The organism is Gaetbulibacter jejuensis (assembly GCF_039524015.1).
GTDB lineage: Bacteria > Bacteroidota > Bacteroidia > Flavobacteriales > Flavobacteriaceae > Gaetbulibacter_B > Gaetbulibacter_B jejuensis.
Map to the genome: position 1 here is coordinate 1 of NZ_BAAAGF010000001.1, position 15,419 is coordinate 15,419.

Annotated in this window: 15 protein-coding genes; 3 read left to right on the plus strand and 12 right to left on the minus strand. The window is 32.4% G+C overall.

Annotated elements, in window-relative coordinates; all coding sequences use genetic code 11:
- Window positions 1–2,127 (minus strand): choice-of-anchor L domain-containing protein (locus ABD011_RS00005; protein ID WP_343795034.1); only part of this gene is annotated, 2,127 nt, incomplete at its 3' end.
- Between the two features lie 405 nt (window positions 2,128–2,532).
- On the opposite strand from ABD011_RS00005, the gene ABD011_RS00010 reads away from it, so the two are divergent.
- The 3 genes from ABD011_RS00010 (at window position 2,533) to ABD011_RS00020 (ending at window position 5,254) form a co-directional block, all read left to right on the plus strand.
- Complete coding sequence (locus tag ABD011_RS00010) at window positions 2,533–3,435, plus strand: NifU family protein (protein ID WP_262733234.1); 903 nt, start codon at window positions 2,533–2,535, stop codon at window positions 3,433–3,435.
- Window positions 3,436–3,590: 155 nt separating this feature from the next.
- Complete coding sequence (locus ABD011_RS00015; RefSeq protein ID WP_131508836.1) at window positions 3,591–4,295, plus strand: hypothetical protein; 705 nt, start codon at window positions 3,591–3,593, stop codon at window positions 4,293–4,295.
- A 146-nt stretch (window positions 4,296–4,441) separates the two neighbouring features.
- The gene (locus ABD011_RS00020) at window positions 4,442–5,254 is read left to right on the plus strand and encodes a mechanosensitive ion channel family protein (protein ID WP_129760989.1); all 813 of its coding nucleotides are present in this window, start codon (window positions 4,442–4,444) and stop codon (window positions 5,252–5,254) included.
- Here ABD011_RS00020 and tsaB read toward each other — a convergent pair.
- The 11 genes from tsaB to ABD011_RS00075 form a co-directional block, all read right to left on the minus strand.
- On the minus strand, window positions 5,251–5,922 hold the full coding sequence (gene tsaB, locus ABD011_RS00025; RefSeq protein ID WP_343795035.1) for a tRNA (adenosine(37)-N6)-threonylcarbamoyltransferase complex dimerization subunit type 1 TsaB: 672 nt from the start codon (window positions 5,920–5,922) through the stop codon (window positions 5,251–5,253). The genes ABD011_RS00020 and tsaB overlap by 4 nt on opposite strands.
- 4 nt (window positions 5,923–5,926) lie before the next feature.
- On the minus strand, window positions 5,927–7,219 hold the full coding sequence (locus ABD011_RS00030) for an efflux RND transporter periplasmic adaptor subunit (protein WP_129760987.1): 1,293 nt from the start codon (window positions 7,217–7,219) through the stop codon (window positions 5,927–5,929).
- A 9-nt stretch (window positions 7,220–7,228) separates the two neighbouring features.
- On the minus strand, window positions 7,229–8,557 hold the full coding sequence (locus tag ABD011_RS00035) for a TolC family protein (RefSeq protein ID WP_131508834.1): 1,329 nt from the start codon (window positions 8,555–8,557) through the stop codon (window positions 7,229–7,231).
- A gap of 49 nt (window positions 8,558–8,606) precedes the next feature.
- Window positions 8,607–9,770, minus strand: a complete 1,164-nt coding sequence (locus ABD011_RS00040; protein WP_129760985.1) for an efflux RND transporter periplasmic adaptor subunit — start codon at window positions 9,768–9,770, stop codon at window positions 8,607–8,609.
- Window positions 9,771–9,792: 22 nt separating this feature from the next.
- A complete protein-coding gene (locus tag ABD011_RS00045) occupies window positions 9,793–11,052 on the minus strand; it encodes an ABC transporter permease (protein WP_129760984.1) in 1,260 nt (419 codons plus the stop codon).
- A gap of 1 nt (window position 11,053) precedes the next feature.
- The gene (locus ABD011_RS00050; protein ID WP_343795036.1) at window positions 11,054–12,298 is read right to left on the minus strand and encodes an ABC transporter permease; all 1,245 of its coding nucleotides are present in this window, start codon (window positions 12,296–12,298) and stop codon (window positions 11,054–11,056) included.
- A complete protein-coding gene (locus ABD011_RS00055) occupies window positions 12,291–12,992 on the minus strand; it encodes an ABC transporter ATP-binding protein (RefSeq protein ID WP_129760982.1) in 702 nt (233 codons plus the stop codon). The genes ABD011_RS00050 and ABD011_RS00055 overlap by 8 nt, the downstream gene beginning before the upstream one ends.
- Window positions 12,993–13,128: 136 nt before the next feature.
- Complete coding sequence (locus tag ABD011_RS00060; protein WP_129760981.1) at window positions 13,129–13,359, minus strand: hypothetical protein; 231 nt, start codon at window positions 13,357–13,359, stop codon at window positions 13,129–13,131.
- Window positions 13,352–13,897 carry a DUF420 domain-containing protein gene (locus ABD011_RS00065; RefSeq protein ID WP_134200721.1) on the minus strand — a complete coding sequence of 182 codons (546 nt, stop codon included), beginning with the start codon at window positions 13,895–13,897 and terminating at the stop codon, window positions 13,352–13,354. Before ABD011_RS00065 ends, ABD011_RS00060 begins: the two co-directional genes overlap by 8 nt.
- Window positions 13,897–14,643, minus strand: a complete 747-nt coding sequence (locus ABD011_RS00070; protein WP_343795037.1) for an SCO family protein — start codon at window positions 14,641–14,643, stop codon at window positions 13,897–13,899. The genes ABD011_RS00065 and ABD011_RS00070 overlap by 1 nt, the downstream gene beginning before the upstream one ends.
- Window positions 14,627–15,343, minus strand: coding sequence for a hypothetical protein (locus tag ABD011_RS00075; RefSeq protein WP_343795038.1), 717 nt, complete (start codon window positions 15,341–15,343; stop codon window positions 14,627–14,629). Before ABD011_RS00075 ends, ABD011_RS00070 begins: the two co-directional genes overlap by 17 nt.
- Window positions 15,344–15,419 lie beyond the last annotated feature (76 nt).

The following is a 15,419-nucleotide window of genomic DNA, read 5'->3' on the forward strand; positions in this document are numbered from 1 at the left end:
AAAACTTGTGTAATACGTCACTACAAAATCTGTAGAAGGTTGTGCGCCTAAAATACCTAAATCTTGAACCGTTAAATCAAAATCCTCAAATCCATCATTGCTGTCATCATCGCAAACTTCTAGGTCTGGAACACTATTAAAAGAAGGGCTTCCTACAAAAAGTGTAAACTGAGATGTAGCATAACAAGCTTCACTGTATATATCTTGAATTCTTACATAAACTATTTGTCCATCAGCACTAGTATAGTTAGTTGGATCTGCTATTGGGTTTGTATTATTTTCAGCATCTGCTAAAGTTTCAAAATATACTACATCAAACACAGTATCATCTTGACTACCTATAACTACGGATGTATTTTGAGTTAAATCAAAATTTGCTGTTGAATTAGGGGTACAAATACTTAAATTTTGAACGTCTTCAACAACAGGAGAAGGATAAAACTCTATTATAATAGAGTCTGTAGCTTGACATGATGCAGAGAATACAATTTCAACAGTATATTCTCCATTTTCAGTTACATCTAGCGTTGAAGATGTTTCGCCTGGAATTACATCACCATTTAAATACCAAGTATGCGTAGCTGCTGGTGCTGCAGTATCTAATGTTATTACACCTCCTTCACAAGTAGTATTAGCAGCTTGTACTGTGATATCATCTCCTAAATCACCTCCTAAATTAAAACTACCAGCTTCTAAAAACACTCCAGAATCTAGAGCAGAATCGGAAGCATCAGCTATTACTAATTTTATATGATAAGTTTCTCCTGGTGTTACTGGAGATTGTGCTGTAAACACTTCTGTTCTTCCATCAAAAGAAATTGGTGGTTGGTTATTTCCTGTGTAGCCACCAAAGTATTGCTCGTTAACAGCGCCACATCCTGGATTTGCTGGGTGAATATTTGTAACCAGAATAGGTGTTGTTGTTCCTGGTAAAACAGCCAAATTAGTTGTTGTTCCTCCAGAATCGGTTAGTAAGAATGCAAATGCATCAGAATAAGTACACTCAAAGGTTCCTCCTGTACTTCCATTATATTCTTCTGAAGCCATTAAAAAGTTAAAGCTTATACTATCTGCTAAAGGCACAAAGTCAAATTCTATTATTGAAGCATTATTAGTTGTAGCTACTCCAACTGCCGCATTTAAATCTGGGTCACCAGGCCATGCCGAAGAACCGTCGCTCATTGCATTATTATTAGGACCTCTTGCTTTACTCGCGTCACCAGATGTCATTAATAAACCATCTTGAAAAGGAAAACTAATTCCATCTCCATAGAAGTAACCTATACCATTATCTTGCGAAAAATTAGTTCCTGTTGAGTAGGTTATATTTGAAACCTCAGCACAAGGACTATCAATTAACACGTCTAAAACCAATTCTTCAACTGTATATGTTGTTTGGTCGACAACTACATTTGGTCCAAGTACAAAAACTGTTATGGTTGTTGTTTCTGTACAGCCTTGTGGGTTAGTATCAGTTACTATAAGTGTAACTGTATATGTTCCTGCAGTAGTAAAGGTATTAGAAGCAGATTGACCAATAGCAGTATTTCCATCGCCAAAATTCCATGTGTAGGTTGCTCCTGTTCCATCTACAGAAAAACCTGCACTTCCTTCAAAATCTACAGTCTCTCCTGGAAGAATACTCACGACTCCAGCACTTGCTTCAGGAGTTGTACTATCAATAGAAGGAGTTATAGTTTGACAAGGTTCAGCGCAAAATATTTCAGCAACCCAACCTGTTGTGGTTCCCGAATCGTTAGAAATAAACTCAAATGTTAAACATCCACTCGTATTAGTATCTGATGCTTCTACAAACCCTGGATTAACAACTCCAGAGTATGAACCTATAACAGGCGATGAAGTATCAGGTCCATCATAGATTGTTAAAATATCAGTATTTAATTGTGTACTAAATTCAGTAAAGTTCACTATGGTGAAATCCGTAGTGTTTTCTGGACAGATTGTTGTAACATAGCTCTCATTACTTGAGTAAGATCCAGCTGCTCCACCTGAATCGTAGAACATATCAGGTTGACACCTATTAAATGTCCCATCTTGCATGAGAACATCTTGTGAAAAAACATTTAGAGATATTAAAAAAACTACTAATAAGTAAACTTGCTTCATAATTACCTACTTTTTACTAATTGATATTATTTTATAAAGTATTTAACTTTTAAAATATAACAGTTTAATACATCAAAATACTACCTTACAAAAACAGGTCTTTGATATACCAACATGTTCCTCAACCAGTTATGTTAACACCTTATTCTTAAACAGCGTTGTTAAAAACAAAATTAATGTTAACAACATTCAAGTAGGTATTACAATAAAAGCGGAAATTTAATAAATTTTAACTAATTACATCTTTTAAATTGTAATAAAAATACCAGTTTTAACAGTTATAAGTATTAAAAAATTGATTTTCTGATTATGATTACTTTTTGAGTTAAAAATGACTTAAAAAGAAATTTAGAAAACCTCTCTTCAATACTGCTTTTGTATCTTTGTATCTAAAATAGATTTACAGTGAAAAATATTTCAATAAAAATTACAACAACCAACAATCCCTCTATTGTTAAGTTTGAAGCAAATACTTTTTTGACTCAACATAAAAGTTATGAGTTTAATAACATTGATGATGCTAAACCATCGCCTTTGGCCCAACAGTTATTTTATTTACCTTTTGTAAAGAAAGTTTACATCTCTGGTAATTTTATAGCGGTTGAAAAATATAATATTGTTGAATGGGAAGATGTACAAAACGAGGTTGCTGAACAAATTGAAAACTATTTAAATAGCGATGGAGTGTTAATAGAAGAAACAGCTACTCCTAAAAAAGTTCCTGTAACTGTATATGCTGAAAGCACACCTAACCCATCAGCAATGAAGTTTGTTGCTAATAAAAAACTGGTTACAACAAACTACGAATTCTCTTCAATAGACGATGCTAAATTATCGCCATTAGCTTTAGAGTTATTTCATTTTCCTTTTGTGAAAAATGTTTTTTTTGACGAAAACTATGTTTCAATTACTAAGTATGACATGGCAGAATGGAATGACATCACTATGGAGTTACGTGAGTTTATTAGAAAGTACATTGAAGATGGTAAAGAAGTAATGAATGCTAATGCACAAGCAACACTACAAAAAACTACAGAGCAATTAGATGAAGCTTTTGAATTGCTTGATGACACTTCAAAAGAAATCATCAATATACTTGAAGAGTATGTTAAACCTGCTGTTGCTAGTGATGGCGGAAACATACATTTTGACTCCTATAATAAAGATACAAAAACCGTAAAGGTAATCCTACAAGGTGCTTGCAGTGGATGCCCTTCATCAACATTTACTTTAAAGAATGGCATTGAAAACATGCTAAAAGAAATGTTGAACGGTAAAGTCTCTACAGTTGAAGCTATAAATGGTTAAACTTACTCCTAAAAAGGATTGTTTTGAATTTATAAAACTTCATAATTTTCAAAAATTAGATTTATCTTAAAAAAGAGTTAATTTATCTCAATCTTAACATTTTCAGCTTTTATTATTAAACATATTTTCTTTTTTTTACGACAAAATCACAAATCATGAAGAAAAACCAAGTAATTGTTGCCCTTGCACTAATTTTAACCTCAAATCTAAGTATTGCACAAGAAGTGCTTAGTCGCTCATTATCACCTTCTGCTAATGGTAGTAGTGGTCTTATCACAACAACACCTGTTGTCCTAAACGACGATGTTGAAGGTACACCATACATAACAAGTGATTTTCTACCAGCAAGAATATCTGCCTCTGATGACAATATTTTTTACGTAAGGTATAATGCAATTAAGGATGAAATTGAAGTAAAAGGAGATAACAATCAAGCTTTTGCTTTAAATAAATATAGAAAAGACATTATTATCAAGTTAGTTTCTAACAGTAAAACTTACAGATTATTCGACTATGTTGACGATAACGAATTACCTAATTTAGGGTATTTTGTTGATTTAATCCCAGAATCCAACATCAAACTTCTTAAGAAAGAAAGAGTAATCTTTATTGAAGAAAAAGTAGCATTAACTAGCTACCATACTGCAAGACCTGCTCAATTTAAAAGAGTAAGTGATGATTACTACATTAAAATTTCTGAAGAACAAGGTGCTGTATTAATGCCTAAAAGAAAAAAAGACATCGCTAAGTTAATTCCTGAGCATTCAAAAGATATTTTAAGCTATATTAAAACTAACAAGATTAAAACCTCAAGAGAAGAAGATTTAATTAAACTGGTTAACTACATGAGTACTTTATAATTTTCTCATGAATATAAAATTTATAAAAGCACTTACAATAAGTGCTTTTTTTTATACCTTCAAATTAAATAATCGTTAATAAAAGAATTTGATTTTCACTTCAAAATCATTATAATTAATTTAATAGAAATTTAAAAACACACAATATGGATATTGAAAAATGGACAAACACAGCTGTTGAATTTGCAACAGAATATGGACTAAAGGTAATTGGAGCAATTGTCTTTTGGATTGTAGGTTCGTGGATTATTAAAAAAATAATGAACACAACCAGAAAATTAATGACAAAAAGCAACTATGATGAAAGCCTTCAAAAGTTCTTATTAAACCTATTAAGTTGGGGATTAAAAATTTTATTAGTCATTACACTTTTAGGCGTTTTAGGAGTACCAACCACATCATTTGCAGCAGTATTAGCAGCAGCAGGTTTAGCAGTAGGTATGGCACTTCAAGGATCCTTAGGTAATTTTGCAGGTGGTGTTTTAATCATGATTTTTAAACCTATAAAAATCGGCGATTTAATTGAAGCTCAAGGTGAAATAGGTGTGGTAAAACAAATTGAAATATTTACCACTAAATTAACTGGCTTGTCTAATAAAGAAATTATAATTCCTAATGGAGCTTTGTCTAACGGAAACATTGTTAACTATTCTACTGAAGGAACTAGACGTGTAGATTTAGTTTTTGGTGTAGGTTATGACTCTGATATAAAACAAACTAAAGAAGTATTAATGAATGTGCTTACCTCACATCCAAAAGTACTTAAAGATCCTGCTCCTGCTGTAACTGTTTTAGAGTTAGCAGATAGCTCAATAAACTTTGCTACAAGACCATGGTGTAAAACTGAACACTATTGGGATGTTTACTTTGATGTGACCGAACAAGTAAAAGAAGCTCTTGATGCTGCTGGTATTGAAATACCTTACCCACACCAAGTTGAAATACATAAAGAAAGTTAAGCTTTAGGCTTTAACGCAATAAAATCTTTTAAATAATAAGGTTCAAAATAAGCGACATCTTCGATGTCGTTTTTTTTGTACTTATCATAAGCCAACATACTCATTTCGTTTGCTGAAGGTAATCTATCTTCAATAAAAACTGCATTTTCATCTTGTATTATAGTTTGGGCTTTTTCAACGCCATTACCAACAAAATAGACTTTACCTTTTGCGAGATAGTCTTTAAAAGAGTTTTCATCTAGTATTTGTGCTTCAATAGCTCTTATTTCGTTATATGAACTGTCAAACACAGCTGAATAGACTTCCATTCGTCTAGCATCTAACATAGGCACAATAACACCATTAGTAGCTTTTACTTGATGCGCTAAAGCTTTTAATGTTGATACAGAGATTAACGGTTTCTCCAAAGAAAAACAAAGTCCTTTTGCTGCTGAAACACCTATTCTTAAACCTGTGTAAGATCCTGGACCTTTACTTACTGCAACTGCGTCAATTTGAAACAAACTAACGCTTGCGCTATTAAGGACATCGTCAATAAACACATGCAAAGACTCAGCATGTGAATAATTCTTATCATTAAGTTCCTTTAAAACCAAAGTCTCTCCTTGTTTTGAAAGAGAGACTGAACAGTTTGTTGTTGTGGTTTCTATGTTTAGTATAACTGCCAAATATTTAGTCTTGTGAGTTATCTGTATCTTTTGTGTCTTGCTTAACTTCTATTTTATCTCCAGAATTAAGCGTTTTTGAAACTACGTTGTATGGTCCAGTAATGATTTCATCATCTTCTTTAAGACCTGAAATAATTTCAATGTTTGAATTGTCTTGTATTCCTGTTTTTACAACTCGCAATTTAGCTTCTCCGTTATTAGTTACAAAAACACACTCAAACTTTTCTTCAGTTTCACCTTCAACTTTATTAATCGTTTTTTCGTAAGACTTTTTAGTAGAACTAGTATCTGTCTTAACAACTATTGCACTAATTGGTACAGCAACTGTTTTTTCTCTTTTGTTTGTAATAATATCTACAGTAGCAGTCATACCTGGTCTAAAAGGCGAGTAATGCTCTGGCTTTCCTTCAATTAAATCTTTATAAGATTCTTCGAGAATTCTAACCTTTACTCTAAAGTTTGTAACCTGATCTGCTGTTAATGTTCCTGCTGCTGAGTTTGCTATTTCAGTAACCACACCTTTAAATTCCTTTTTCAAATAAGCATCAACCTCAACAATAGTAGAGTCACCAATTTGAACCTTAACAATATCATTTTCGTTTACATCTACTTCAACTTCCATATTGCTTAAGTTAGCAACACGCATAATTTCGGTACCAGCCATTTGTTGAGTACCTACTACTCTTTCGCCTAATTCTACATTAAGCATAGAAATAGTTCCTCTCATTGGTGCATAAATAGTAGTTCTGGTAAGGTTGTCTTTTGCTTCATTTACTGTAGCTGCAGCACTTTGCACACTGTAATAAGCTGAACTCTTGTTTGCTTGAGCAGTTTCGTAAGTTGCAATAGCTTTGTCCCAATCTGCTTTAGAAATTACGCCTTTTTCAAAAAGCACTTTGTTTCGGTCATAATCAGCTTTTGCTTGTTTTAAATTTGCTTCAGCTTGCTCTAAACCTGCTCTTACATTTTGGTAAGAGGCTTGAGACCTGTTTACTGCAGATTGAATTAAATCTGGATTTATTCTTACTAATAAATCTCCTTTATTTACTTCTTGTCCTTCTTTAAATGGTAGTTCTAAAATTTCACCAGATACTTCAGAAGATATTTTCACTTCTACTTCTGGTTGAATTTTACCTGTAGCCGAAACAGTTTCAATAATATCAACTAAGGCTACTTTTTTAGTTTCTACTTCTTTAAAGTTTCCTTTTTTGCCAAATAAACCTGCTTTTGACCCAATAATTAAAAGGATTATTAATGCAATAGCTGATAGTACTAAAATTTTGGCTGTCTTACTCATGGTAAATTATTAGTTTATGTCTGTAATAGGAATTCCAAAGTAGAATTCTAATACTTTTAATTTGAATATATAGTCGTATTTTGTTCTAATTACATCACTTTGGGCTGCTTCAAATCTGTTTTGAGATTGATTATAATCAAAGGCATTTAACAATCCAACATTATAACGCTCTCTAGAATAATTAAAAGCTTCTTCTCTTGCTTCAAGTGTTTTTTGCGCAGCTTCATAGGCTTTTAACGCACCTTTAGTGTCGTTATAGGCTTGGTAAACTGCTGTTTCCATATCTAAATTGGCTTGCTCTAATTGAACTTTTGCGCGCTCCAAATTTACTTTATTTCTTTTAACATTGTTGCTTGCAGCAAATCCATTAAAAATAGGAATACTTAAACTTAAACTAAAATTGTGACTTTTGTTATCTGTTAACTGAGTTTCAAAATCAGGAGTATCAAATAGCTGTGATGTAAAATAATTTGAACCAAAATTATACGATCCTCTTAACGTTGGTTGTAAAGCACCTTTAGCTATTTTTAAATTATCGTTTGCTATTTCTTGGTTTGTTTCTGCAATTTTAATATCGTATCTAGTTTCTTTTGCCTTACTTACTATAGCATCAGGTGATTGTTCTAAGATCATAGTTGTAGGTACTTGATAATCTATATCTACAATATCAAAAGTTTCATACTCTTGTATTAATAATAATTGCGCTAACTGAATTCTAGACAATAAAACTGTGTTTTCGGCATTTACAATTTGCTGTTCTTGAGTAGCAATTGTTGCTTGTATTTCTAACAAATCACCTCTTGGTAACACTCCTGCATCGACAAGCTCATTAGTTCTTTCTAATTCTTGTTGCGATACAACTTGTTGTGCTTGTAAAACTTTTAATTGCTCTTTATTAAATAAGATTTGTAAAAACGAATTAGCCACAAGTAGCGAGATATCATCTTTAATTTTATCTAACTGATATCTAGAGGCTAAAATTTCTAAGTTAGAACGATGTAATTGATTAATATTACGTAATCCATCATAAATGTTTAAACTAGAACTAATACCTCCTGAAAGGTTTTTAGTAGTTGAGTTAACAGCATCAAACGTAACAGGATCTTGCCCTAAACCAATACTCCACGAGTGTGTAACCGAAGCATTTAAAGTTGGCAAAAAGTTACCTATTGCATCTTTTTTATTGATTTCTGATTGTTCTAAGTCTAGTTCACTTTGTTTTACAGTAATGTTGTTTTGTAATGCGTGATCTACACATTCTTCAAGCGTCCACTTTTTGGTTTGCGCTTGGAATGAAAACGTCAATAATACCGTAAATACAAAAATTGCTTTTTTCATAATTAAAATATATGTCTATAGATATGTTAAAGTGTTACAAAAAATTGAATTAATTATTTTGAGCATAGCTTGGAACGCCTTGAATTTGGTTCCAAACCTTGATTTTATCATCTTTTGTAACTCCTTTTTTAATTTCAACGTGAATACCATCGCTAATTCCTAGCTCTACATCTTTGCGTTCAAACTGTTGGTCACCAGTTTCAATCTCAACGAATGGTTGTTTAGTTTCAGAATCGTATTGCACCAAAGCTTCTTTAACCGCTAAAACTTTTTCAGCTTTTTCTAAAATAATAGATGCATTAGCACTTAAACCTGCTCTAATAAAAGTAGAATCGACAGTTTTTAAAGAGCCTTTTATTTCAAACTGAATAGCGCCATTTTCTTCAACTCCTTTTGGAGCAATGTAATCTAAAACAGCATCAAATTTTTTGTTTTCAATAGCTCCAACCGTAATTTCAAGTGGTAACCCTTCTTTAATTTTTCCTACTTCACTTTCGTCTACTTTTCCTTCAAAAATCATTTTTTTAACATCAGCCAATGAAGCAATTGAAGTTCCTTCGTTAAAGTTATTAGCTTCAATAACTTGGTTTCCTTCTTTTACAGGAACATCTAACACCATTCCTGAAACTGTTGCTCTTACTTGAGTTTGTGCAATATTACCCAAACCACTAGTAGTTCCTGTTTTAATAATATCATAGTTTTGTCTAGCAGAATTCACATTAATTCTTGCTTGCTCAACACTTTGTTTCGTTTGTAGATACGTGTTTTTTACAGCTTCAAAATCATTTGCTGAAATAACTCCTTTTTCAAACAACGCTTTTTGACGGTCGTAATTCGCTTGTTGCGTCTCTAGGTTTATTTGTGCAGTTTGAAGTGCTGTTTGGTTTGTAGCAATACTGTTTTTTGCACTTGTTAAAGAAGATACATTTGGTATTACTCTAATTTGAGCAATTAAATCACCTGACTTTACATACTCACCAGCTTCAATAAAAACTTCTTCTATAACTCCAGAAATATTAGGTTTAATCAAGACCTCTTCTTTAGGCACAATGCTTCCTGTTGCAACGGTTTTTACAACAATAGTCTCTTCAGATGGAAGTTCAGTAGTATACGTTATTGGATTTTCACTGTTTTTTTGCCACAAATAATATAATGCTGCAGCAAATACAAGTACAATAACTACTAATGCGATTACGGTTTTGGTTCTTTTCATGATTATGGTTGATATTTATTTTTTATTCTATTCTTAAAGCGTCTACAGGTTTCATCTTTGTGGCGCTATTTGCTGGTATTAAACCTGCTAAAAGTCCTGAAACCACTAATATTATTAAAGCTGTAAAAACAACTGTCATACTAACGCTAGGGTTGGCAAAATTGTCTACAGGTCCACTCATATCCAAAAGGTAATTTAACACCCAAATAATAAGTGCTGAAAATGAAATACCAACCATACCTGAAAGGATAGTTAATATTAAACTTTCTTGTAAGATTTGTCCTTTTATAGTCCATGGAGAAGCACCTAATGCTCTACGCACACCTATTTCTTTTGTGCGTTCTTTAACTACAATAAGCATAATGTTACTAATACCAATAATACCTGACATTAGTACTAATGCGCCAACAAAGTAACCAACAATAGTTAAAATTGTAAACAGTCCATTAATGCGCTCAAACTGTTCTGATAAGTCCCAGTGTCCTATTGCTCTATCATCATCTGGTGCTACTGTATGTCTCGATTTCATTAAATCAAAAACTTGCTGTTTTATAGATGTAATAGGAACTCCATCAACAGCTGTAATAGCCATCCAACCTACTCTATCTCCTCTATTGAATGCTTGACCAAACGTTGTAAATGGAATATAAATGGTATTGGCATCTTGCTCATTGTCGCCTTGGCTGTTACTCATTTTAAAAGTACCAACCACCATAAAGTTTACACCATTAATTTTCACATAACTCCCTAATACTTCCTCATCTTTATCATAAAGACTTTTAATAACATCTGTACCAATAACACAAACTTTACGCTTAGAATTGATATCAGAATAACTTACAAAACGCCCTTGAAGGATATCCATAGGTTGTTGCTTTATATACTCAGGGTAATCACCATAAATTTCAAAAGCTCCAGTTTTAGTACCTCGTATCACGTTATTTGCACCTTGAAACCCTCCTAATTGGTTTCTTGGAGATACATATTTTAGATTTGGTATTTCTGATTTTAATGCTGCAACATCATCTAATTTATAATTGAAATAACGTCCTTTTGGAAGTCCTTTATAAGGTTTAGATGTTCCTTGTGTCCACATAAACATGGAATTGGTAGCGAAGTTTCCAAAATCGGCAGTTACACCATTTTTAAGTCCATTGGTTAAAGCTAGAAGTAGTACTAAAATTGTAATACCCCAAAACACACCAAAAGCGGTTAAAAACGTTCTGAATTTATTAGCAGTAAGCGCTTGTAATATTTCGTCCCAACGGTCTCTATTAAACATACTATTCGTCTCTTAATGCAATGATTGGTTTTATTTTTGCAGCTCTGTAAGCTGGAATAAATCCTGCTACAGCACCAGCAAACACTAGCAAGAACACAGTTGTTAATGCTATATTGAAATCGACTTGAGGATACTTAATAAAATCGCTTTGAACTTGTGGACCAACCAATTCTAACAAGCCAAGACCAAAGATTAGTCCAAATAAACCTGCAAACATAGTTACAAAAACAGCTTCTTGAAGAATCATCCCTACAATAGACATTGGTAAAGCTCCTAAGGCTTTTCGTATTCCAATTTCTTTTGTACGCTCTTTTACTATAATTAACATGATGTTACCCACTCCAACAATCCCTGCAATGATAGTTCCAATACCAACAAACCAAAATACAGCTTTAATGGTGTCAATTAAGGAATAAATCTTTTTAGCTTCTTCTAGAGTGTTATACACTCTTACTGCACTTGTATCATCAGGAGCGACAGTGTGGATTTGTTTTATTTGATCTTCAATACCTTTTGAAATGCTTTGAGAAAGCGCTACAGCTTCATCAAAATTATCAGACATTTTAACTGTAAACAGCATGTTTCTAATATTGTCTCCTGCATTGAATACTTTTTGTGCAGTTGAAATAGGAATATAGGCTTGGTTTTCTTCGCGTTCTCCTCCTGGATCATAGAATACACCTATAACCTTAAAGTTCATTCCAAAAACAGAGATGTTTTTATCAATTGGGTCTTCGTCTTTGAATAAGTCGGTTTTTAACTTGTTTCCAATTACTGCTACTTTTTTATTTTCGTTGTAGTCTGATTGATTTACAAATCGTCCCACTGAAATATCAGCATTTTCAATAAATTGGTGATCTGGCATTACACCTCGAATACGATAATTACCTGACTCTCCTTTATAAGAAATGGTTCCTCCCCAAATAGAGTACAATGAGGTTTCATATTCAATATAATCTTCATACTTCTGAGAAATCATATCGAAGTTATCGTTTTTAAGCTGTACGTATCTTCCTGGGTTAAGTCCTTTATACTCTTTAGTAGTTCTACCTGTCCATACTGTAATCATGTTTGTAGCATCTTGCTGAAACTGAGAAGTTACACCATTTTCAATACCCTTACTAAAGCCCAAAAGAATGACTAAAATAAAAATACCAGAAGCCACAGAAAGACCAGTTAAGAAGGTACGAAGTTTGTTTTTTCTTAATGTCTCAAAAATTTCCTGCCAACGTTCAATATCAAACATATTGGGATGCTCTTACTTGTTCAACAGTACTATCATCAATAATCACACCATCTTTGAGGTTTACAATACGCTTAGTCATATTAGCAATATCGTTCTCATGGGTTACAACCAATATGGTTTTTCCTTCGTCGTTAATACCTTGTATTAACTCCATAACTTCATAAGATGTTTTAGTATCTAATGCTCCTGTAGGCTCATCGGCTAAAAGTACTTTTGGGTCACTTGCAAGAGCTCTTGCTATTGCTACACGTTGTTTTTGACCACCAGAAAGTTCGCTAGGTAAATGATGCGACCATTGTGCTAGTCCTACCTTTTCTAGATAATGCTCTGCTTTTTCAATACGCTCTTTTCGTTTTATGTTTTGATAATACAATGGCAATGCTACATTGTCTAAAGCGCTCTTGTAGTTTATTAAGTTGAATGATTGAAATATGAATCCTAAAAATTCATTACGGTATTTTGCGGCAACTTTTTCGTTTAGGTTTTTAATTGGAAAGCCATCAAGAATATATTGTCCTGTATCTGCCTCGTCCAACATTCCTAAAATATTAAGCAAGGTTGATTTACCTGATCCTGACGATCCCATAATGGAAACCAATTCGCCTTCTTTTACTTCAAAATTTATGCCTTTTAAAACGTGAAGAGAATTACTCCCCATGTGATAAGATTTATGTAAATCTTTTATCTGTATCATTTATAGATGGTTAATTCTATACAATGTTACACAAAACTAAAATTGTTTTATACTAACAAATTGTTAAGAATAATTTTGATTGATATTAAATAAGACTGTTGAAATCTAAAAATGTTACAGTTGCAGTTAAATCTTTTTATGAAGTTTTTTTCTGTCTAAAAAATTTCCAGTAAATAATAAAGCCTAATCCTGCTACCAAAATATAAGGAATAGCCATAAGATAAACAATGCCATCATTAACACCTTGAGCTGCTTGTTGCCCTTCTTCGCTTTCTAAAACCGCTCTACACATTGCACATTGTGCATTTACTGTTTGATAAAAAACAGTAGCAAAAAACAGTATAAAAGCAAGCTTTAGTTTAGACATAATATGGAGAAATCATAACATACACAATAACACCAGTAATTGCAACATACAACCACAAAGGAAATGTGATTCGTGCTATTTTTTTATGTCTATCAAAGTTTTTAGCAATTGCTCTTACATAAGTAATTAGCACAAAAGGAATGATGATTATTGACAGTAAAATGTGTGTTATTAAAATAAAGTAATAGAAATATTTAATAGCTCCTTCTCCTCCAAACTTTGTAGAATCACTAGTCATGTGATAAGCAACATACATAAGTAAAAATAGTACTGATAAAAAGATAGCGAACTTCATTAAGCGTTCGTGAAGCTTTATTCTTTTGCCTTTAATAGCCCAAAAAGCTATAAGTAACACTACAGCAGTTACTGCGTTAATAGCAGCATAAATTGGAGGCAAAAATGTGAGTGGTTCAACATCAAACCCAAGCTCTCTTAGATTAATTCCAAAAAGGGCTGCAACTGCTATTGGAATAACAATTGACAAAATTACTATCAACTTATTGTACTTTTTTTCTGCTTGTAGGTTAGTGTTTCCCATTATTCTTTTAATAGTTTAGCAATGTCTTCTTTTAACATTGTTATTTGTTGTGTTTTACCGTCTTCGTCAGTTTGCTCTTCTTCTGAAATTATACCTTCGTAATAGATTAAAGGATTACCTTCAATAACTCTAGATCTAATAAATCCGTTTTTATCAATTAAAGCAAAATTACCTGAGTGTTCAAAACCGCCTTCTACCTCTTTATTTTCTGAAGCATATATATAAAAACCTTCATTTGCTAATTTATAAATATCATCTCGTTCTCCAGTCATTAAATGCCAATTAGGGTTTATTATCCCGTAATTATCAGCATAGGCTTTTAATACTTCAGGTGTATCATTTTCAGGATTTATAGTAAATGATGCTACACCAAAATTATCAAACCCTTTAAATGCATTTTGAACTTGAACAAGGTTTCTATTCATTCTTGGGCAAATTGTAGGACAAGTAGTAAAAAAGAACTCTACAACATACACTTTACCTTCGTAATCTTTGTTGGTTACTGTATTACCATTGTGGTCAGTGAAACTAAAATCTGGCACTTTTTTAGGTGAACCATCAGGATTTTTTATAAATATTAAATCAGAGGTATAAGCATCTTTCTCTTTTGTTTGGTCACTACGACTTTCATTTCTGGTTACATCATCATTTGAAATTCTATCTATAATTCTTGGTATAAAATAAATACCAAAAACTAGAATTATAAATGCGATACCTATGTAAGAATAATTAGTTTTCTTGCTCATTGTTGTTTATTTCGTTAGCTCTTCGCTGCGAGGAGTCAAAGTTTCCTTTACGTTTTTCTCTATACTCTGTAAATAGTACTCGCAAATCATCGGCTCCCATTTTATTTTTTAATTGGTCTACCTCAATACAATTGTATGATGATAATCCATAAACTGGTTTATTACTAGCAATTTCATTATCTGTTCTATCATCCAATCGTCCTCTTTGAGACAAATCAGTATCTACTATAAACACGTTACTTGTTGCTAAGTTAGCATCTAAAACTGTATTGGTTTTTAAGCTATTAAACAAGTTGTTAATTTCACCTTCTTTTAAATACACAAAATGCCAAAATCTCAAATCTTCATAAAGTGCTATTTCTTTATATAGTTGTTGTGCTTCAGCTTTTGCTTCTTCAGTCACTAAAACCACTATTTGGAATTTTTTAAAGCCTTTAAACTTATCATAAATAAGTTCTTTAAGGTTGGATGCTTCTGTAGCTTTTTCCATAGGCTTTTTACCAAAGAACGCTAAAACAGTAAGGTGGTCTTTTAACTGAATTTGCAACTCATTAGTTGCAGAAAGCTCTCTTACATTTTCTTTTACAATGTCTAATGTGTTGTAGTTTTCTTTAGAAATTGACATTATAAGAACAAAAAAAACTGGAAGGAAAAATAAAACTCCAAGAATTAAAGGTTTTTTGTATGATTTTTTCTCCATTAGGGATTTTGGAATTTTTCTTGTTTTTACTACTAGTGCAAAATTAAAAAAAGGCGGTTTAAAAACCGCCTTTAAG

Bases quoted from the DNA above. Each gene is read 5' to 3' on its own strand.
- ABD011_RS00075 (WP_343795038.1), bottom strand. From the start codon at position 15,343: ATGGAGAAAAAATCATACAAAAAACCTTTAATTCTTGGAGTTTTATTT.
- ABD011_RS00045 (WP_129760984.1), bottom strand. From the start codon at position 11,052: ATGTTTAATAGAGACCGTTGGGACGAAATATTACAAGCGCTTACTGCT.
- ABD011_RS00065 (WP_134200721.1), bottom strand. From the start codon at position 13,897: ATGGGAAACACTAACCTACAAGCAGAAAAAAAGTACAATAAGTTGATA.
- ABD011_RS00055 (WP_129760982.1), bottom strand. From the start codon at position 12,992: ATGATACAGATAAAAGATTTACATAAATCTTATCACATGGGGAGTAAT.
- ABD011_RS00040 (WP_129760985.1), bottom strand. From the start codon at position 9,770: ATGAAAAGAACCAAAACCGTAATCGCATTAGTAGTTATTGTACTTGTA.
- ABD011_RS00050 (WP_343795036.1), bottom strand. From the start codon at position 12,298: ATGTTTGATATTGAACGTTGGCAGGAAATTTTTGAGACATTAAGAAAA.
- ABD011_RS00070 (WP_343795037.1), bottom strand. From the start codon at position 14,643: ATGAGCAAGAAAACTAATTATTCTTACATAGGTATCGCATTTATAATT.
- ABD011_RS00020 (WP_129760989.1), top strand. From the start codon at position 4,442: ATGGATATTGAAAAATGGACAAACACAGCTGTTGAATTTGCAACAGAA.
- ABD011_RS00035 (WP_131508834.1), bottom strand. From the start codon at position 8,557: ATGAAAAAAGCAATTTTTGTATTTACGGTATTATTGACGTTTTCATTC.
- ABD011_RS00030 (WP_129760987.1), bottom strand. From the start codon at position 7,219: ATGAGTAAGACAGCCAAAATTTTAGTACTATCAGCTATTGCATTAATA.
- ABD011_RS00015 (WP_131508836.1), top strand. From the start codon at position 3,591: ATGAAGAAAAACCAAGTAATTGTTGCCCTTGCACTAATTTTAACCTCA.
- ABD011_RS00060 (WP_129760981.1), bottom strand. From the start codon at position 13,359: ATGTCTAAACTAAAGCTTGCTTTTATACTGTTTTTTGCTACTGTTTTT.